This window comes from Synechococcus sp. PROS-U-1 (assembly GCF_014279755.1).
Classification (GTDB): domain Bacteria; phylum Cyanobacteriota; class Cyanobacteriia; order PCC-6307; family Cyanobiaceae; genus Parasynechococcus.
In genome coordinates this window covers 1,903,360-1,921,985 of the sequence record NZ_CP047951.1, presented here as the reverse complement: position 1 = coordinate 1,921,985, position 18,626 = coordinate 1,903,360, and the positions used below count along the sequence as shown (strand labels likewise).

General features: G+C 60.9%; 17 protein-coding genes. 16 read left to right on the top strand and 1 reads right to left on the bottom strand.

Annotation, left to right across the window (positions count from 1 at the left end; genetic code table 11):
• Positions 1 to 35: 35 nt before the first annotated feature.
• From rpsT to SynPROSU1_RS10575, 14 genes are all read left to right on the top strand, one after another.
• The gene (rpsT, locus tag SynPROSU1_RS10635) at positions 36 to 332 is read left to right on the top strand and encodes a 30S ribosomal protein S20 (protein WP_115022238.1); all 297 of its coding nucleotides are present in this window, start codon (positions 36 to 38) and stop codon (positions 330 to 332) included.
• 48 nt (positions 333 to 380) lie between these two features.
• Positions 381 to 1,169 (top strand): TatD family hydrolase, encoded by a 789-nt coding sequence (locus SynPROSU1_RS10630; RefSeq protein ID WP_186570483.1) that lies wholly within the window; start codon positions 381 to 383, stop codon positions 1,167 to 1,169.
• A gap of 281 nt (positions 1,170 to 1,450) precedes the next feature.
• Positions 1,451 to 4,744: a DNA-directed RNA polymerase subunit beta gene (rpoB, locus tag SynPROSU1_RS10625; protein ID WP_186570482.1), complete on the top strand. Its 3,294-nt coding sequence runs from the start codon at positions 1,451 to 1,453 to the stop codon at positions 4,742 to 4,744.
• Positions 4,745 to 4,792: 48 nt separating this feature from the next.
• The gene (locus SynPROSU1_RS10620; RefSeq protein ID WP_186570481.1) at positions 4,793 to 6,697 is read left to right on the top strand and encodes a DNA-directed RNA polymerase subunit gamma; all 1,905 of its coding nucleotides are present in this window, start codon (positions 4,793 to 4,795) and stop codon (positions 6,695 to 6,697) included.
• A 46-nt stretch (positions 6,698 to 6,743) separates the two neighbouring features.
• Positions 6,744 to 10,832 carry a DNA-directed RNA polymerase subunit beta' gene (locus SynPROSU1_RS10615; protein WP_186570480.1) on the top strand — a complete coding sequence of 1,363 codons (4,089 nt, stop codon included), beginning with the start codon at positions 6,744 to 6,746 and terminating at the stop codon, positions 10,830 to 10,832.
• 35 nt (positions 10,833 to 10,867) lie between these two features.
• Positions 10,868 to 11,020: a high light inducible protein gene (locus SynPROSU1_RS10610; RefSeq protein WP_186572360.1), complete on the top strand. Its 153-nt coding sequence runs from the start codon at positions 10,868 to 10,870 to the stop codon at positions 11,018 to 11,020.
• Positions 11,017 to 12,075: a 23S rRNA (adenine(2503)-C(2))-methyltransferase RlmN gene (gene rlmN, locus SynPROSU1_RS10605; RefSeq protein ID WP_186570479.1), complete on the top strand. Its 1,059-nt coding sequence runs from the start codon at positions 11,017 to 11,019 to the stop codon at positions 12,073 to 12,075. Before SynPROSU1_RS10610 ends, rlmN begins: the two co-directional genes overlap by 4 nt.
• Before the next feature lie 54 nt (positions 12,076 to 12,129).
• Positions 12,130 to 13,884 carry a sodium:solute symporter family protein gene (locus tag SynPROSU1_RS10600; RefSeq protein ID WP_186570478.1) on the top strand — a complete coding sequence of 585 codons (1,755 nt, stop codon included), beginning with the start codon at positions 12,130 to 12,132 and terminating at the stop codon, positions 13,882 to 13,884.
• Between the two features lie 30 nt (positions 13,885 to 13,914).
• Entirely contained in the window at positions 13,915 to 14,040 is a 126-nt protein-coding gene (locus tag SynPROSU1_RS14030) for a hypothetical protein (protein ID WP_255444647.1), read from the top strand.
• A 30-nt stretch (positions 14,041 to 14,070) separates the two neighbouring features.
• Complete coding sequence (locus SynPROSU1_RS10595; RefSeq protein WP_186570477.1) at positions 14,071 to 14,883, top strand: HEAT repeat domain-containing protein; 813 nt, start codon at positions 14,071 to 14,073, stop codon at positions 14,881 to 14,883.
• Between the two features lie 74 nt (positions 14,884 to 14,957).
• Complete coding sequence (locus tag SynPROSU1_RS10590; RefSeq protein WP_186570476.1) at positions 14,958 to 15,161, top strand: DUF2997 domain-containing protein; 204 nt, start codon at positions 14,958 to 14,960, stop codon at positions 15,159 to 15,161.
• Positions 15,161 to 15,553 (top strand): DUF1257 domain-containing protein, encoded by a 393-nt coding sequence (locus SynPROSU1_RS10585; protein ID WP_186570475.1) that lies wholly within the window; start codon positions 15,161 to 15,163, stop codon positions 15,551 to 15,553. The genes SynPROSU1_RS10590 and SynPROSU1_RS10585 overlap by 1 nt, the downstream gene beginning before the upstream one ends.
• Positions 15,554 to 15,556: 3 nt before the next feature.
• A complete protein-coding gene (locus tag SynPROSU1_RS10580; protein WP_255444907.1) occupies positions 15,557 to 15,907 on the top strand; it encodes a ferredoxin in 351 nt (116 codons plus the stop codon).
• Entirely contained in the window at positions 15,907 to 17,106 is a 1,200-nt protein-coding gene (locus SynPROSU1_RS10575) for an aldo/keto reductase (protein ID WP_186570473.1), read from the top strand. Before SynPROSU1_RS10580 ends, SynPROSU1_RS10575 begins: the two co-directional genes overlap by 1 nt.
• A 9-nt stretch (positions 17,107 to 17,115) precedes the next feature.
• Here the strand turns inward: SynPROSU1_RS10575 and rsmG are convergent, their stop codons facing one another.
• Positions 17,116 to 17,847: a 16S rRNA (guanine(527)-N(7))-methyltransferase RsmG gene (gene rsmG / locus SynPROSU1_RS10570; RefSeq protein ID WP_186570472.1), complete on the bottom strand. Its 732-nt coding sequence runs from the start codon at positions 17,845 to 17,847 to the stop codon at positions 17,116 to 17,118.
• A gap of 25 nt (positions 17,848 to 17,872) precedes the next feature.
• On the opposite strand from rsmG, the gene SynPROSU1_RS10565 reads away from it, so the two are divergent.
• Both SynPROSU1_RS10565 and SynPROSU1_RS10560 read left to right on the top strand, forming a co-directional pair.
• Positions 17,873 to 18,406, top strand: coding sequence for a J domain-containing protein (locus tag SynPROSU1_RS10565; protein ID WP_186570471.1), 534 nt, complete (start codon positions 17,873 to 17,875; stop codon positions 18,404 to 18,406).
• Positions 18,348 to 18,620, top strand: a complete 273-nt coding sequence (locus SynPROSU1_RS10560) for a DUF3143 domain-containing protein (RefSeq protein WP_255444646.1) — start codon at positions 18,348 to 18,350, stop codon at positions 18,618 to 18,620. Before SynPROSU1_RS10565 ends, SynPROSU1_RS10560 begins: the two co-directional genes overlap by 59 nt.
• Positions 18,621 to 18,626 lie beyond the last annotated feature (6 nt).

Below are 18,626 nucleotides of genomic sequence, written 5' to 3'. Positions count from 1 at the left end.
TAAGGTGCTGGATTGTTCGCAACGTTGAAGCCTCAGTGGCCAATAACAAGTCAGCCAAGAAGCGGATTGAGATTGCTGAGCGCAACCGTCTTCGCAATCGCACCTACAAGTCGTCCCTGCGCACGCTGATGAAGCGCTGCTTCACCGCCTGTGACGCTTACAGCGCAACGCCTGGCGACGAAGCCAAGACCACGGTGCAGAGTTCGATGCGTGCTGCCTTCAGCAAGATCGACAAAGCAGTGAAGGTCGGTGTCCTTCACCGCAACAATGGCGCCAATCAGAAGTCCCGTCTCAGTGCAGCGGTGCGCAAGGTTCTCGAGCCCGCCAGCTGATTCGCTTCCAACCGGCAGAATGGGCCGAAAGCGCGTTTCGGCCCAGCTGTGTCTCCCACTCCGACGCTGATTGACAGTCACTGTCACATCGTCTTTCGCAATTTTGACGAGGACCTCGAGGACGTGGCCTCACGTTGGCGCGAAGCCGGTGTAGGTGCTCTGTTGCATGCCTGCGTCGAACCATCCGAAATTCCGGCGATCCGGGCACTGGCTGATCGGTTCCCTGAAATGCGGTATTCCGTTGGTGTTCATCCTTTAGATACCCAGCATTGGGCTGACGACACGGTGGCGGTGCTGCGTCGGGCGGCTTTGGAGGATGACCGGGTGGTCGCTATCGGTGAACTCGGGCTCGATCTCTTTCGCGACAAGAATCTTGAGGAGCAGCTTGCTGTGCTGCGTCCGCAGTTGGATTTGGCGGTGGAGCTGAACCTTCCGGTGATCATTCACTGCCGAGATGCCGCCGAGCCGATGCTGGTTGAACTTCGGGCCCGTCAGGCGGAGGGCCGCTGCCCTGCAGGCGTGATGCATTGCTGGGGCGGTACCCCCGAAGAAATGCATCAGTTTCTGGAGCTTGGTTTTTACATCAGCTTCAGCGGCACCGTCACCTTCCCCAAGGCGGAGCCCACCCACGATTGCGCCCGTCAGGTGCCAGAGGATCGTTTCCTGGTTGAAACCGATTGCCCCTTCCTGGCTCCTGTGCCGCGTCGTGGCAAGCGCAACGAGCCGGCCTTTGTGGCTTCGGTTGCTTCGCGGGTGGCCGAGTTGCGGGGTGTGGATCTCGAGAGCGTGGCCTTCAGCAGTACCGCCAACGCCCGCCGTTTGTTCGGACTCCCTTAACTGGTCTTCCAAGACTGTCGACTCGATATGTAAGATGTTGTATTGGCCTGGCCATGCGCGGGATTCGTTCTTGCGTGTGGTGCCTGAAGCGTCCATTTCCTTCCGGTGAACTTGTCGTCGTCAGCTGATCTGACCCGCGATTTCTGAACAGCAGCAGCGGCTCTGTCGGTTCCGTTCTGGAATCCGTCAGTGCCGCTGCTGTGTGGAATCGTTCTGTCGGTTGAGCTTTCGCCGCCAATCCAGTCCTTCTTAGTTCCTTCGTCCTCTCTGCCGGTCCCCGCATGAGCAGCAGCGCGATTCAGGTCGCCAAGACCGCCACCTACCTCCCTGATCTGGTGGAGGTGCAGCGGGCCAGCTTTAAGTGGTTTTTGGATCAAGGTCTGATCGAGGAGCTGGAAAGCTTCTCTCCGATCACGGATTACACCGGCAAGCTTGAGCTCCACTTCATCGGTAGCGAGTACCGCTTAAAGCGCCCCCGCCACGATGTGGAAGAGGCGAAGCGTCGCGACGCGACTTTTGCGTCCCAGATGTATGTCACCTGCCGGCTGGTCAACAAGGAGACCGGTGAGATCAAGGAGCAGGAGGTCTTCATCGGTGAACTGCCGCTGATGACCGAGCGAGGCACCTTCATCATCAATGGTGCTGAGCGGGTGATCGTGAACCAGATCGTGCGCAGCCCTGGTGTCTATTTCAAGGATGAAATGGACAAGAACGGCAGGCGCACCTACAACGCCAGCGTTATCCCCAACCGTGGTGCCTGGCTGAAGTTTGAGACGGATAAGAACGACCTACTGCACGTCCGTGTGGACAAGACCCGCAAGATCAACGCGCACGTGCTCATGCGTGCCATGGGTCTGTCTGACAACGACGTGCTCGACAAGCTGCGTCACCCTGAGTTCTATAAAAAGTCAATTGATGCCGCCAATGACGAGGGCATCAGTTCCGAGGATCAGGCGCTGCTCGAGCTCTACAAGAAGCTGCGTCCAGGTGAACCTCCCTCTGTGAGTGGCGGTCAGCAGCTGCTGCAGACCCGTTTCTTTGATCCCAAGCGTTACGACCTCGGTCGGGTCGGCCGCTACAAGATCAACAAGAAGCTGCGCCTCACCATTCCCGACACGGTGCGTACCCTCACCCATGAGGACGTGCTCTCCACCCTTGATTACCTGATCAACCTGGAGCTGGATGTTGGCGGCGCCAGCCTTGATGACATTGACCACCTCGGTAACCGCCGCGTGCGTTCCGTGGGGGAACTGCTGCAGAACCAGGTTCGCGTTGGTCTGAACCGCCTGGAGCGGATCATCAAGGAACGGATGACCGTTGGCGAAACCGATTCCCTGACGCCAGCGCAGTTGGTGAATCCCAAGCCTCTGGTGGCGGCGATCAAGGAGTTCTTCGGCTCCAGCCAGCTGAGCCAGTTCATGGATCAGACGAATCCTTTGGCCGAGCTGACCCACAAGCGCCGTATCTCGGCTCTTGGACCGGGCGGTCTCACCCGTGAGCGTGCTGGCTTTGCCGTTCGCGACATTCATCCCTCTCACTACGGTCGTCTCTGCCCCATTGAGACGCCTGAGGGGCCTAACGCCGGTCTGATCAATTCCCTGGCAACCCACGCCCGGGTCAACGAATATGGCTTCATCGAAACTCCGTTCTGGAAGGTGGAGAACGGTGTTGTCCTCAAAGAAGGAGATCCGATCTACCTGTCTGCGGACCGTGAAGACGAAGTGCGTGTCGCTCCTGGTGACGTGGCGACCGAGGACGACGGCAGGATCTCCGCGGATCTGATTCCTGTTCGCTATCGCCAGGATTTTGAGAAGGTTCCCCCTGAGCAGGTCGACTACGTCGCCCTATCGCCGGTGCAGGTGATCTCCGTGGCAACGTCCCTGATCCCCTTCCTGGAGCACGACGACGCCAACCGCGCCCTGATGGGCTCCAACATGCAGCGTCAGGCCGTGCCCTTGCTGCGCCCCGAGCGTGCCCTGGTGGGTACTGGCCTGGAGACCCAGGTGGCCCGCGACTCCGGCATGGTGCCGATCTCTCGGGTGAATGGCACCGTCGTCTATGTGGATGCCAACGCCATCGTTGTTCAAGACGAGGACGGCAATGAGCACACCCACTTCCTCCAGAAGTATCAGCGCTCTAACCAGGACACCTGCCTGAACCAGCGCCCGATCGTCCGTTGTGGCGATCCTGTGATCGTCGGTCAGGTGATGGCGGATGGCTCGGCCTGTGAAGGCGGTGAGATCGCCCTGGGTCAGAACGTCCTGATCGCTTACATGCCCTGGGAGGGTTACAACTACGAGGACGCGCTGCTGGTCAGCGAGCGTCTGGTCACCGACGACCTCTACACCTCGGTGCACATCGAGAAGTACGAGATCGAAGCGCGCCAGACCAAACTCGGACCCGAGGAAATCACCCGCGAGATTCCCAACGTCGCTGAGGAAAGTCTCGGCAACCTCGACGAGATGGGCATCATCCGCGTTGGTGCTTTCGTTGAAAGCGGTGACATCCTGGTCGGCAAAGTGACGCCCAAGGGCGAATCCGATCAGCCGCCGGAAGAAAAGCTGCTTCGCGCGATCTTCGGTGAGAAGGCCCGCGATGTGCGCGACAACTCCCTGCGTGTGCCTGGCACCGAGCGTGGCCGCGTAGTGGATGTGCGCATCTACACCCGTGAACAGGGTGATGAGCTGCCCCCCGGCGCGAACATGGTGGTGAGGGTTTATGTGGCCCAGCGCCGCAAGATCCAGGTCGGCGACAAGATGGCCGGCCGCCACGGCAACAAAGGCATCATCAGCCGCATCCTTCCCCGGGAGGACATGCCCTATCTGCCCGACGGCACCCCGGTCGACATCGTGCTCAACCCCCTGGGTGTGCCGAGCCGGATGAATGTCGGTCAGGTGTTCGAGTTGCTGATGGGTTGGGCGGCGTCCAACCTGGATTGCCGTGTGCGCATCGTTCCCTTCGATGAGATGTACGGGGCTGAGAAGTCGCAGCAGACCGTCGAGACCTTCCTCAAGGAAGCCGCCAAGCAGCCCGGCAAGGGTTGGGTGTATGACCCAGAGGACCCCGGCAAGCTGCAGCTGCGCGATGGCCGCACCGGTCTGCCCTTTGACCAGCCCGTGGCTGTGGGTTATTCCCACTTCCTCAAGCTGGTTCACCTGGTGGACGACAAGATCCACGCCCGTTCCACCGGCCCCTACTCCTTGGTCACCCAGCAGCCCCTGGGCGGTAAAGCACAGCAAGGCGGTCAGCGTCTGGGTGAGATGGAGGTGTGGGCACTCGAGGCCTACGGCGCCGCCTACACCCTGCAGGAATTGCTCACGGTCAAGTCCGACGACATGCAGGGCCGCAACGAGGCCCTCAACGCCATCGTCAAGGGCAAGCCGATCCCCCGCCCCGGTACGCCGGAATCCTTCAAGGTGCTGATGCGCGAGCTTCAGTCCCTGGGTCTGGACATCGCCGTCTATACCGACGAAGGCAAGGAAGTGGACCTTATGCAGGACGTGAACCCACGTCGCAGCACCCCCAGCAGGCCCACTTACGAATCCCTCGGCGTCGCGGATTACGACGAGGACTGACGGATCAACGAACGAACCGATTCCCCGCTCCTTCTTCCTTAACCGTCAATGACCAACAGCAACCTCCGCACTGAGAACCACTTCGATTACGTCAAGATCACCCTCGCCTCACCCGATCGGGTGATGGAGTGGGGGCAGCGCACCCTGCCCAACGGCCAGGTCGTCGGTGAGGTCACCAAGCCGGAGACCATCAACTACCGCACCCTCAAGCCCGAGATGGACGGGCTGTTCTGCGAAAAGATCTTTGGCCCTTCCAAAGACTGGGAATGCCATTGCGGCAAGTACAAACGGGTGCGTCACCGGGGCATCGTTTGTGAACGCTGCGGTGTGGAGGTCACCGAGAGCCGCGTGCGTCGTCACCGCATGGGCTTTATCAAGCTGGCGGCACCCGTCTCCCACGTTTGGTACCTGAAGGGGATCCCCAGCTACGTGGCCATCCTGCTGGACATGCCCCTGCGGGATGTGGAGCAGATCGTTTACTTCAACTGCTATGTGGTGCTGGATCCCGGCGACCACAAGGACCTGAAGTACAAGCAGCTGCTCACTGAAGACGAGTGGCTGGAAATTGAAGACGAGATCTACGCCGAAGATTCCGAGATTGAGAATGAGCCCGTGGTGGGCATCGGTGCCGAGGCCCTCAAGCAGCTGCTGGAAGATCTCACCCTCGATGAAGTGGCTGAGCAGCTGCGCGAGGAGATCAACGGCAGCAAGGGTCAGAAGCGCGCCAAGTTGATCAAGCGTCTGCGCGTGATCGACAACTTCATTGCCACCAATGCCCGTCCTGAGTGGATGGTGCTGGATGTGATCCCGGTGATTCCGCCCGACCTGCGCCCCATGGTGCAGCTCGACGGCGGTCGCTTCGCCACCAGTGATCTCAACGATCTCTACCGGCGGGTGATCAACCGCAACAACCGTCTGGCAAGGCTGCAGGAAATCCTGGCCCCTGAAATCATCGTCCGCAACGAAAAGCGGATGCTCCAGGAAGCCGTCGATGCCCTGATCGACAACGGCCGCCGCGGTCGCACCGTGGTGGGCGCCAACAACCGCCCGCTCAAGTCACTGAGCGACATTATTGAAGGCAAGCAGGGCCGGTTCCGTCAGAACCTGTTGGGTAAGCGGGTCGACTACTCCGGTCGTTCCGTGATCGTGGTGGGTCCGAAGCTGAAGATGCACCAGTGCGGTCTGCCTAAGGAGATGGCGATCGAGCTGTTCCAGCCCTTCGTGATCCACCGCCTGATCCGCCAGAACATCGTCAACAACATCAAGGCGGCCAAGAAGCTGATTCAGCGGGCAGACGATGAAGTGATGCAGGTGCTGCAGGAGGTGATCGACGGTCACCCGATCCTGTTGAACCGTGCACCAACCCTGCACCGTCTCGGCATTCAGGCCTTCGAACCCAAGCTTGTGGATGGCCGCGCCATTCAGCTGCACCCCCTGGTCTGCCCAGCCTTCAACGCTGACTTTGACGGTGACCAGATGGCGGTTCACGTGCCTCTGGCCATCGAGGCTCAGACCGAAGCACGCATGCTGATGTTGGCCAGCAACAACATCCTGTCGCCCGCCACAGGCGAGCCGATCATTACCCCGTCTCAGGACATGGTGCTCGGCTCCTACTACCTGACGGCGCTTCAGCCTGGTGCGACCAAGCCTGAGTTCGGAGACCGCAGCTGCACCTTTGCGGGTCTGGAGGATGTCATCCACGCCTTCGAGGACACCCGGATTGGACTGCATGACTGGGTTTGGGTCCGGTTCAATGGCGAGGTTCAAGACGATGATGAGCTTGAGGAGCCCATCAAGAGCGAGTCACTGAGTGATGGCACGCGCATTGAGCAGTGGAGCTTCCGCCGCGATCGCTTCGATGAAGACGGTGCCTTGATCAGCCGCTACATCCTCACCACCGTGGGCCGCGTGGTGATGAATCACACGATCATCGACGCGGTGGCCGCCGCCTGAATCGAGCCAGACGCCCTTTTCTTCCATTCCTGATCCGCGCGCAGCCATGACCTCTTCCTCGAAATCCCGCAAGTCCAAATCCAGCAAAGCTTCCAAGGCCGCCAAGGAAGCTCCTGTGAGCGCATCCCGTCCTCTCTCCAAGACCCCGCCACCGTTCCGCAATCAGATCATTGATAAGCGAGCCCTCAAACAGCTCGTTGCTTGGTCTTACAAAAACCACGGCACGGCGGTGACGTCCTCCATGGCCGACAACCTCAAGGATCTCGGCTTCAAATACGCCACCCAGGCTGCGGTGTCGATTTCGGTGGATGACCTCAAGGTTCCTGAGGCGAAGAAGGATCTGCTGGGCCAGGCCGAGGAACAGATCACCGCGACTGAAGAGCGCTACCGGCTTGGGGAAATCACCGAAGTGGAGCGCCACACCAAGGTGATCGACACCTGGACCGAGACCAATGAGCGTCTGGTGGATGCGGTCAAGAAGAACTTTGACGAGAACGCACCGTTGAACTCGGTGTGGATGATGGCCAACTCCGGTGCCCGGGGAAACATGTCCCAGGTGCGTCAGCTGGTGGGCATGCGCGGTCTGATGGCCAACCCACAGGGCGAAATTATTGACCTTCCGATCCGCACCAACTTCCGTGAGGGTCTGACGGTCACCGAATACGTCATCTCCTCCTATGGCGCCCGTAAGGGTCTGGTGGATACGGCGCTTCGCACCGCCGACTCGGGATACCTCACCCGCCGACTGGTGGACGTGGCTCAGGATGTGATCGTCCGTGAGGACGACTGCGGAACCACCCGACACATCGTGGTGGAGGCCGAGAATGGCAAGTTCCGCAGCCGGCTTGTGGGTCGCCTGACGGCCGCCCAGGTGGTGAACGCAGATGGCGAGGTGCTTGCTGAGCGCGACACCGAAATCGATCCGCCTCTGTCCAAAGCCTTTGAGGCAGCTGGGGTGAACGCGGTGAGTGTGCGCTCGCCGCTCACCTGCGAAGCCAACCGTTCTGTCTGCCGTAAGTGCTACGGCTGGGCACTGGCCCACAACGAACTGGTCGATCTGGGTGAAGCCGTCGGCATCATCGCTGCCCAGTCGATCGGTGAGCCTGGAACCCAGCTCACCATGCGGACCTTCCACACCGGTGGTGTGTCCACGGCTGAAACCGGTGTGGTCCGCTCGAAAGTTGCAGGCACCGTTGAGTTCGGCAGCAAGGCGCGGGTGCGCCCCTACCGCACGCCCCATGGTGTGAACGCCCAGCAGGCTGAGGTTGACTTCAATCTCACGATCAAGCCTTCCGGGAAAGGAAAGGCGCAGAAGATCGAGATCACCAACGGCTCCCTGCTGTTCGTCGATAACGGTGCCGACATTGATGCCGACGTGACGGTGGCTCAGATCGCTGCTGGTGCGGTCAAGAAGAGTGTTGAGAAGGCCACCAAGGATGTGATCTGCGATCTGGCCGGCCAGGTCCGCTACGAAGAGGCGATTCAGCCCCGCGAAGTCACCGACCGCCAGGGCAACATCACCCTGAAGGCTCAGCGCCTCGGCCGGATGTGGGTGCTTTCGGGCGATGTTTACAACCTGCCGCCCAACGCACAGCCCGTCGTTGGTGGTGAGACCCAAGTCACCGAGGGTCAGGTACTGGCTGAGGCAAGCCAGCGCAGTGAGTACGGCGGTGAAGTTCGCCTGCGCGATTCCATCGGTGATTCCCGCGAGGTGCAGATCGTCACCACGGCGATGACGCTCAAGGACTTCAAGCTGCTTGAGGAGTCCACCCACTCCGGTGAGATCTGGAATCTCGAGGCCAAGGACGGCACCCGATATCGCCTCAACACCATCCCCGGCAGCAAGATCGGTTCCGGTGAGGTCATTGCCGAACTGGCGGATGATCGCTTCCGCACCGGCACCGGTGGCTTGGTGAAGTTCGCACCCGGTCTGGCGATCAAGAAGGCCCGTTCCGCCAAGAACGGCTACGAAGTCAACAAGGGCGGCACCCTGCTGTGGATCCCCCAGGAAACCCACGAGATCAACAAGGACATCTCCCTGTTGATGATCACCGACGGTCAGTGGATCGAGGCCGGCACCGAGGTTGTCAAAGACATCTTTAGTCAGACCGCCGGCATCGTCACTGTTACCCAGAAGAACGACATCCTGCGGGAAATCATCGTCCGCAGTGGTGAGTTCCACCTCTGCACCGATGCCAAGGCGTTGGAACGCTTCGAGGGTGATGGCCAGATGGTCAACCCCGGCGAGGACGTCGCCAAGGGGCTGTCCGTTGAGGGCATGAAGTATGTGCAGACCGTCGAGACGCCCGAAGGCAAAGGCCTGCTGCTGCGTCCGGTTGAGGAATACACCATCCCCAATGAGGCCCAGCTGCCTGAGTTGTCCCATGTGAAGCAGGCCAATGGCCCTCACCTCGGAATCAAGGCCACCCAGCGTCTGGCCTTCAAGGACAACGAGCTGGTCAAGTCAGTCGAGGGTGTGGAGCTGCTGAAGACGCAGCTGCTTCTGGAGACCTTCGACACCACCCCTCAGATGACGGTGGATGTGGAGAAGGCTCCCGACAAGCGTGCCAAGACCATTTCCCGTCTGCGACTCGTGATCTTGGAGTCGATCCTTGTGCGTCGCGACACCATGTCTGACTCCAGCCACGGTTCGACCCACACCGAGCTGCAGGTTGAGGACGGTATCTCCGTCAAGGCTGGCGATGTTGTTGCCACCACTCAAATCCTTTGCAAACAGGCTGGTCTGGCGCAGTTGCCAGAAGCGACGGAAGCCGACCCGGTGCGTCGGATGATCGTCGAGCGCCCCGAAGACACCACCACCCTCAGCACCTCCGGCAAGCCGGTGGTGAGCGTCGGCCAGCGGATTGTCGACGGCGACCCCCTCGCCGAAGGGGAAACTGCCAGCTGCTGCGGTGAGATCGAGGCTGTTTCCGGTAACAGCGTCACCCTGCGTCTGGGACGCCCCTACATGGTGTCGCCGGACTCCGTCCTGCACGTGCGCGATGGCGACCTGGTGCAACGGGGTGATGGTCTGGCCCTGCTGGTGTTTGAGCGGCAGAAGACGGGTGACATCGTTCAGGGTCTGCCCCGAATCGAAGAATTGCTAGAGGCCCGTCGCCCCCGCGAATCCGCGATTCTCTGCAAGAAACCCGGAACCGTTGAGATCAAGCAGGGTGAAGACGACGATTCGCTCGTCGTCAATGTGATCGAATCCGATGACGCCATCGCTGAATATCCGATCCTGCTCGGCCGCAACATCATGGTGAGCGATGGACAGCAGGTCACGGCTGCTGAACTGCTGACGGATGGCCCGATCAACCCGCATGAGCTTCTCGAGTGCTACTTCGAGGATCTGCGCAGCCGCAAGCCTCTGATGGATGCAGCCCAGGAAGCGATCGCCAACCTGCAGCACCGCCTGGTGACTGAGGTTCAGAACGTTTACAAGTCCCAGGGCGTGTCGATCGACGACAAGCACATCGAAGTGATTGTGCGTCAGATGACCAGCAAGGTGCGGGTGGAGGATGCCGGTGACACCACTCTGTTGCCGGGTGAATTGATCGAACTGCGTCAGGTGGAGGACACCAACCAGGCAATGGCGATCACGGGCGGTGCTCCCGCCGAATTCACGCCGGTTCTGCTGGGTATCACTAAGGCGTCGCTCAACACCGACAGCTTCATCTCCGCCGCCTCCTTCCAGGAGACGACCCGGGTGCTGACGGAAGCCGCCATCGAAGGCAAGAGCGACTGGCTGCGCGGTCTCAAGGAGAACGTGATCATCGGTCGCTTGATCCCTGCCGGTACAGGCTTCAGTGGTTTCGAAGAGGAGCTGCAGAAAGAGGCTGGTCCCCACCCCGACATCCTGTCGGAGGACCCCGCTGGTTACCGCCGCATGCAGAACCTGCGTCCCGACTACACCGTTGATATGCCTCCTGCGGCCAGCGCCAGTGCAGTGCTGGATGACCCCAGCGATGCCGATCTCGAGGCCACCCGCACACGCCATAACATCGACCCTTCGGCGAGTAATTTCGCCGCGTTCACCCGTCCGGACGCCGACAATGAGCTGAAGGAAGAGCAGGTGGTTGATGCTGAAGCCGTTGAAGGTCTTCAGGAGGAAGGCCTGCTCTCTGACGAATGAGCTCCGCTCAATTGTTCACCGTCGCAGACCCTTCCATGCTTGAGCCCACTGAGATCCCCACGAGACGCCTGCCCAAATATGGGTTTCATACCCATACCGAACGGCTGAATGGACGCCTCGCCATGCTTGGCTTCATCGCTCTGATGGCGGTGGAGATCAAGCTGGGCCATGGTCTGCTGATCTGGTGACCCAGGCTCTGCTGGGTCGCAGCGCGGCCGACCTGCAGGACTGGGCGGTTGCCCAGGGTCAGAAGGCGTTCCGTGGCCGTCAGCTCCACGACTGGATCTATGCCAAGGGGGCCCATTCCCTTGGTGATATCACCGTCTTCCCCAAGACCTGGCGTGCTGCCTTACTCGCGGACGGCATTGATGTCGGCCGCCTGAAGGAAGTGCATCGTTCAGTGGCGTCCGACGCCACTACCAAGCTTCTGCTCTCGACAGAGGACGGCGAGACCATTGAAACCGTCGGTATTCCCACCAACCAGCGGCTCACGGTCTGTGTGTCAAGCCAGGTGGGCTGTCCCATGGCCTGCCGCTTCTGTGCCACCGGCAAGGGGGGCCTCCAGCGTTCGCTGCGGACCCACGAAATCGTGGATCAAGTGCTGAGTGTGCGTGAGGCGATGGACCGACGTCCGTCTCACATTGTGTTTATGGGCATGGGAGAGCCCCTGTTGAACAGTGAAGCGGTGCTGGAGGCCATTCGCTGTCTCAATGATGATCTCGGCATCGGCCAACGGCGCATCACCGTCAGCACGGTGGGTGTGCCGAAGACCTTGCCGCAATTGGCGGAATTGGCCATGCAGCGATTGGGCCGGGCTCAATTCACCCTTGCTGTGAGTCTCCATGCGCCCAATCAGAGGCTGCGGGAGGAACTCATCCCCACGGCCCATGCCTATCCCTTTGAGGCTCTGCTTGAAGACTGCCGTCACTATTTGGATGTCACCGGTCGACGGGTGAGTTTTGAATACATCCTTCTCGGTGAACTCAACGACCAGCCCCACCACGCCGCAGAGCTGGCGGATCGCGTTGGTGGGTTCCAGAGCCATGTGAACTTGATCGCCTACAACCCGATTGAGGAAGAGGAATTCAAACGTCCGACGCCGCAGCGGATTGAGGCATTTCGTCGCGTTCTGGAACGACGTGGTGTCGCCGTCAGCCTCCGGGCGAGCCGGGGGCTTGATCAAAATGCTGCATGCGGCCAGCTTCGGCGTCAGCAGATGGCCCCGAAGTCCTCGGGCATCTGAAGGGTGGGCTGATGGCCTGTTCCTCAGCAGACTGCTGCTGAAGAGGGTCTTCGAATGACAGCAATCGACTGGCTGCTTCTCGTTGCCTACCTCGCTCTCACCCTGGTGCTGGGGTTGTGGCTTGCTCGCCGCAACAGCGGTGAAGCCGATTATTTCGTTGCCGGTCGTCGTCTCAACGGTTGGCTGGCTGGTGCATCGATGGCCGCCACCACCTTCTCCATCGACACTCCTCTGTACGTCGCTGGCCTCGTGGGCGCCCGCGGACTGGCTGGCAACTGGGAGTGGTGGAGTTTTGGTTTGGCCCATGTGGCCATGGCTGTTGTGTTTGCGCCCCTCTGGCGACGGAGCGGTGTGTTGACTGACGCCGCGTTTACCGAGCTGCGTTATGGCGGTGCGGCTGCGGCGTGGCTCCGGGGCATCAAGGCCTTCCTCCTGGCCGTGCCGGTCAACTGCATTGGCATCGGCTATGCCTTCCTTGCGCTTCGCAAGGTGGTGGAAGCCCTTGGCCTTGTGTCCGGTCAACCCGCTGCACTGGGGCTCACAGACACGGTCTGGCTGTTGATGGTCGTGGCCCTGCTCGTGATGAGTTACACGGTGGCTGGTGGCCTTTGGGCTGTTGTCGTCACTGATCTCGTTCAGCTTGTGCTGGCCCTGGCGGGTGCTCTGGCCGTGGCCGCGGCTGCCTTGCATGCCGCAGGCGGAATGGATTCTCTCCTGGAACAACTGCAAGCCCTGCAGCGGCCTGAGCTGCTGTCTCTGGTGCCCTGGAGCTGGGATGAATCTGGCTTCAGCTGGTTGCAGGGCAGTGGCATCAGCATCCCGATGTTTACGGCCTACATCGCTGTGCAGTGGTGGAGTTTTCGCCGCAGCGATGGGGGTGGCGAGTTCATCCAGCGGATGCTGGCCACCCGTGATGAGCAGCAGGCACGGCTGGCGGGGTGGGTCTTCCTGGTGGTGAATTACCTCGTGCGCAGCTGGCTCTGGATCGTGGTCGCGCTGGCGGCTTTGGTGCTGTTGCCGGCCGGCTCTGATCTGGAGCTGGGCTATCCAGCCCTTGCCGTGCAACTGCTGCCCCCCGTGGCGCTCGGCCTGGTGGTGATCTCGCTGGTGGCGGCGTTCATGAGCACCGTGAGTACATCGGTGAATTGGGGGGCCAGCTACCTCACCCATGACCTCTATCAGAGGTTTGTTCGTCCTGCCGCCACTCCGCGGGAGCTCTTGCTTGTGGGGCAACTCACCACTGTTTTGCTGCTCGTTCTTGGGGTGATTACAGCTCTAATCAGCGACAGCATCGGTGCGGTGTTCCGCCTTGTGATCGCCATCGGTTCAGGTCCTGGTGTGGTCCTGGTGCTGCGCTGGTTCTGGTGGCGGGTCAACGCAGCCGCTGAGCTATCGGCCATGCTTTGCGGCTTTTTTGTGGGTGTGTTCACTTCGGTGGTGCCCCTGGTTCGGATCGAGGATTACGGGGTTCGCATTGCGGTGATCACCGGCCTCTCTGCGGTGGTCTGGTTGGCGGTGATGCTGAATACGCCACCGGAATCGGATGCTGTTTTGGAGCAGTTTGTGCGAACGGTTCGTCCTCCGGGCCCCGGTTGGTCACGCCTTCGCCAGCGCTTTGGCGTCATGCCGATGGAGTCTTTGCCTGCGATGTTGCGTCGCTTCGTTCTCGCTTGCGGTGTGCTGTTTGGCGGTTTGCTCGGCACAGGTGGTTTTCTGTTGCATCAGCAGTGGACTGGCTGGATTGGTCTGTCGGTTCTGGTCCTCTCGATCTGGCAACTGCGGCGGCGTGTCATTGCCGTGCCGTCTTGAGCAGAATGGCGTCTTGATTGCAGTGTTCCGGTGTCGTTTTTTCGTTCCACCCTTCTGCCGGCTCTGATTGTTCTTCTTTTTGCACTGGCGTTGGTGGCCGTCAGTGCGCGCATCTGGCTTCCCGGTGACATGCTGGCTCCAGCTCCGATGGGTTGAGCCCTGGAATGCCTCCCGTAGCATCGATCCATGACTGACGATCGCAGCCAACAGAAGGACCAAGGACTCTCCAACCTTTCCGTGGATCCTGAACTTCTGGCGCGCGAGCTGGCGGCGGAAGAGGACGTGGATCCGCTTGATGCGATCCAACTCGACGACACTGATCAGGATTCCTCCCTGGAGATCGCCCGGGCCTGTGATCAGGGCCTGATCTGGTTGCGTGGAAAACACGGAGAACGTCTGCAGGGTTTGCAAGTGTTCTGTGAGCACCGGGATCCCCGGGCGATCGCCCTGCTCCTGCCCTTGTTGCAGAACTCCTGTCCAGTGGAACGGATGAGTGCTGTCTATGCGTTGGGCCGCAATCCATCGCCTCCGGCCGTTGAACCACTGCTGCAGCTGCTGCAGCAGGATGCCAATGCCTATGTCCGCAAGGCAGCGGCTTGGAGCCTGGGCAATTTCCCTGATGCGCCGGTTCTCAATCCCCTCATCCGTGCCCTACAGACGGATGTCGCTGCTGTTCGCTTGTGGTGCCCTGGCTCGTTGGCTGAGGCCGGCAGCCGCTCTCCGGTGAAGGCAGACCCCGCTGCGGGGCAACTGCTTGTGAGCCTGCGTATCGACAGTGAAGCGGTGGTGCGCAGCAACTGCATCTGGGCCCTGGGCCGTTTGATGGATCAGCTGGTGCAACCGCGGCAAGCGGAGATCGTTGAAGCTCTGGTGAGTTCCCTGCTCCACGACGGTGAGATTTCCGTGCGTGATGAGGCCAGAACCGCTCTTGAACAGCTGGAAGATCCGCTGGTGCTGGAACGTCTGCAGACGTTGATCAACGACGGATTCATCCTGTAACAGGTCTATGTAACGGGGAAGGCAACAATCAGCGGTGACCCCCACTAGATTGCTGCGCAAATCACGCCGCCTCAATGCCCCAGAAGACCATGCGTTTCACCATTCGGCCCGATGGTCGGGTGGAAGAACGGGTTGAGGGTGTTGCAGGTGAGGCGTGCCAGCAGCTCACTGAAGAAGTCGAAGCTGCTCTTGGAACGGTTGTACGTCAGGAGTCCACATCCGAAGCGTTTTTGCAGCCTGAAGTCCAGTCCCAGTTTCTTCCCGCTCATACGAACTGATGTCGCATTTCAGCACCGTCAAAACCGAACTGCGTCAGCTTGAGCCCCTGGTCAAAGCCTTGGAAGACATGGGCTATGCCCCTGATCAGGGGGAGCGCCCCGTACGTGGCTATCGCGGCCAAACCGTCACGGCTGACTTAGCCATCGCAGTCCAGGAGGGTGGCGACATTGGCTTCCGCTGGAACGGAACTTCTCAGTCTTATGAGCTGGTCACAGACCTTGACCTTTGGAAGCAGCAGATTCCTGTGGAACGCTTCCTCTCCAAGCTCACCCAGCGCTACGCCTTGAACACTGTTCTGGCAGCTACCACCAAGGAAGGTTTCCAGGTCGCTGAACAGACCCAGGCTGAAGATGGTTCGATTGAACTCGTGGTGACCCGTTGGGACGCTTGAAACCTGGCTGATCCCTCTTCTCATGCTTTTTCAGCTCCTGCCCGTCCGCAGGAGCAAGCCACGGGGAGAGAGCCCCTGCTTGGCGGAGATATGCGGGATCAGGCTGTTTGGGTGGACGAGGCCGTCTGCATCGGTTGCCGTTACTGCGCCCACGTGGCGGTCAACACGTTTGTTGTGGAACAGCACTTGGGACGCTCCAGGGCGATCCGTCAAGATGGCGACTCCACGGAGTGCATTCAGGAGGCCATCGATACCTGCCCCGTGGATTGCATTCATTGGGTGCCCTTCGAGTCTCTGGAAACGCTGAAGCTGAATTTGATTCGCCAGAATCTTCAACCTCGTCCCCAGGGTTGATGGCGCTGCCAACCCGTCGATTCGGCCGAACAGAGCTCGAGATTCCTCTGTTGTCTCTGGGTGGAATGCGGTTTCAGCAGAGCTGGACTGACCTCCCCGCAGATGAAATCTCGTCCGCCTCCCAGACCCAGGTCGAAATGACCCTAAAGCGAGCGGTTGATCTGGGCTTTCATCACGTTGAAACGGCGCGGCACTACGGCAGTTCCGAGCGTCAACTGGGTTGGGCCCTTCCGCGCACGCCCGACCCTTTACGTCTGCTTCAGAGCAAGGTGCCTCCCCGGCCCGATCCCGCTGCGTTTGAAACGGAACTGGAGCTCAGCTTTGAGCGGTTGGGCTGTGATCGCCTGGATCTGCTCGCCATCCATGGCATCAACCTGCCGGAGCATCTCGACCAGACTCTGCAGCCAGGGGGATGCATGGAGGTGGTGCGTCGCTGGCAGGCGGATGGCCGAATCGGCCATGTCGGCTTTTCAACCCACGGCCCCACGGCGTTGATTGTTGAGGCCTGCGCCTCCGGTGCCTTCGACTACGTGAATCTGCACTGGTACTACATCCGCCAGGACAATGGCCCCGCCTTGGATGCAGCCCGCCGTCAGGACATGGGGGTGTTCATCATCAGTCCCACCGACAAAGGCGGTCATCTGCACACCCCGTCTCAACAGCTGTTGGAGCTGTGTGCACCGCTCCATCCCATCGTGTTTAACGACCTGTTCTGTCTCCAGGATTCGCGGGTGCACACCATCAGTGTTGGAGCAGCACGGCCGGAGGATCTCGACCTTCATCTGGAGGCGCTGCAACTGTTGCCGGATGCGGCAGCGTTGATTGCCCCGGTGGACCAACGGCTGCGGCGGGCGGCCGATGAAGCGCTGGGGTCTGAGTGGATGGCGACCTGGTCCGTCGGGCTGCCGCCTTGGTATGCGACGCCGGGGGAGATCAATCTGCCGGTGTTGCTTTGGCTGTACAACCTGCTTGAGGCCTGGGACCTTGAGAGTTATGCCAGGGCCCGTTATGGGTTGTTGGGGTCCGGCGGGCACTGGTTCGCCGGTGCCAATGCTGACGGCTTCGATGGAGACGTCGGTGAGGAGGATCTGCAGACCGTCTTGCAGGCCAGCCCATGGCGAAGGCGAATTCCCGACATTCTGCGCACCCTCAAACACCGGCTCAAAGGGGCAACCCAGATGCGACTTTCGAGCGTCTGACCGCTCGACTTATGCCCCCAGGGGATCACGGCTCGGCGTTCCCACGGCCCTTGGGTAGCTGCGCGGGCAGGGACCGGTCGGCTGCACCCGCAGCAGGTGGCGGGTGCCGCGATCGCTGGGGAGCTGCCGGTGCTGAACCTCCACAAGACGGGCCTGCAGCAGCCGTAGTGCCCGGTTGAACGGCACGGCATCGGTGTCATTCCACTGCCCGCGATAGAGCAGGGCCTGACCATCCTTCTTCAGCAGGGGGATGAGGTATTCCGCCACCACTGGGGCTGCCGCCACGGCCCGGGCCACGGCCCGATCGAAGCTGCCGCGGAATGTGCCATCGCGACCTGTGGTCTCGATCCGCTCGGTGCGGACCCGCACCCGATCGGCCAGCCCCAGGGTGCTGGCCATGGCTTCCACGGCGGCTGTTTTGCGCCCGACGGAATCCAGCAGGGTCACCTGTGCCTGAGGCAGGGCAATGGCGATGGCCAGCCCGGGGAATCCTCCCCCGGTGCCCACATCAATCCAGTTCAGCGGCGCCTCGGGTGACTGGAGTTCCTCCGCCAGTGGCCAGAGGCTGTCAAAGACCTGACCCACCCAGAAATCATCGCCGTCCACCAGGCGCGTGAGGTTGACCCGTTCATTCCAGCTCTGCAGCAAGCCCTGAAGTTCAACCAGTTGGTCGCGCTGCGCTTGCGATGGCTGCCATCCCAGGGCGTCCCAGAACGCCGGTTCAGGCGTGGTGGCGGCCATGGCTGCACCAACAACTCTTCTTAGGATGAAGGACCGACCGTCCCTTGTGTCTGAAGCCCGCCCTAGCCATCACGAACGGCTTGGCGTGCGCCCCGGGGTCGATGCTGAAACCCTGCGGCAGGCTTTTCGCCGCCAGTCCAAGGCTCTGCATCCCGACACAACGGAACTGCCGCCCGAGCAGGCCAGCGTTGCCTTTCAGCAGCTCAAGGAGTCCTACGACGTTCTGCTGCGCCAGAGCCAATCACCCCTCAATCTGGCGGCACAGACGCCGCCATCGCCCCCGCAGAGCCAGTCCCGCCAGGATGCCTGGCAGGGCATCGGTGAACGAAGGCCCCTGTCGGGAGGCGAATGGTTCTCCCTGGTGCTGTTGAGCATCGCGCTCTTGCTCAGCCTGGTGCTGGGTTTGGGGGTCGCTTTGGCTCAGGGGCGCGATTGGCAGGTGTCACCGAGTTGGCTGACGGATGAGCAGACTCAGGACACATCCGTGCGTTCGCAACCTGATGGCCGCCCTGCCCCCGGAGAGCACCCCGCTGAATCAGCACTCTCTCCGAGCGCTTGAGGCCTGGCTCCAGCAACTGGGTGCCATTCGCATGGACGACAACCCTTGCCAGTGGATGCTTGAGCGCTCTGCGTGGAGGGCCCTGCTGCTGCTGGAGCGGGAGGATCTCAAAGTGATCTGGCACCCCGGTTCGCTGGAAGCCATGGTGCAGTGTTCGCTGCCCTATGGCCTCTCGCGTGCCGATGTCGAAGCGGCGATTCAGGCGGGTCCATGAGGCCAA

What these genes read in the sequence shown, in the direction of transcription:
- SynPROSU1_RS10595 (WP_186570477.1), top strand. Translation starts at nt 14,071, where the DNA reads ATGACTGACGATCGCAGCCAACAGAAGGACCAAGGACTCTCCAACCTT.
- SynPROSU1_RS10585 (WP_186570475.1), top strand. Translation starts at nt 15,161, where the DNA reads ATGTCGCATTTCAGCACCGTCAAAACCGAACTGCGTCAGCTTGAGCCC.
- SynPROSU1_RS10565 (WP_186570471.1), top strand. Translation starts at nt 17,873, where the DNA reads ATGAAGGACCGACCGTCCCTTGTGTCTGAAGCCCGCCCTAGCCATCAC.
- rpoB (WP_186570482.1), top strand. Translation starts at nt 1,451, where the DNA reads ATGAGCAGCAGCGCGATTCAGGTCGCCAAGACCGCCACCTACCTCCCT.
- SynPROSU1_RS10575 (WP_186570473.1), top strand. Translation starts at nt 15,907, where the DNA reads ATGGCGCTGCCAACCCGTCGATTCGGCCGAACAGAGCTCGAGATTCCT.
- SynPROSU1_RS10620 (WP_186570481.1), top strand. Translation starts at nt 4,793, where the DNA reads ATGACCAACAGCAACCTCCGCACTGAGAACCACTTCGATTACGTCAAG.
- SynPROSU1_RS10610 (WP_186572360.1), top strand. Translation starts at nt 10,868, where the DNA reads ATGCTTGAGCCCACTGAGATCCCCACGAGACGCCTGCCCAAATATGGG.
- rsmG (WP_186570472.1), bottom strand. Translation starts at nt 17,847, where the DNA reads ATGGCCGCCACCACGCCTGAACCGGCGTTCTGGGACGCCCTGGGATGG.
- SynPROSU1_RS10600 (WP_186570478.1), top strand. Translation starts at nt 12,130, where the DNA reads ATGACAGCAATCGACTGGCTGCTTCTCGTTGCCTACCTCGCTCTCACC.
- SynPROSU1_RS10560 (WP_255444646.1), top strand. Translation starts at nt 18,348, where the DNA reads ATGGCCGCCCTGCCCCCGGAGAGCACCCCGCTGAATCAGCACTCTCTC.
- SynPROSU1_RS10590 (WP_186570476.1), top strand. Translation starts at nt 14,958, where the DNA reads ATGCCCCAGAAGACCATGCGTTTCACCATTCGGCCCGATGGTCGGGTG.
- SynPROSU1_RS10615 (WP_186570480.1), top strand. Translation starts at nt 6,744, where the DNA reads ATGACCTCTTCCTCGAAATCCCGCAAGTCCAAATCCAGCAAAGCTTCC.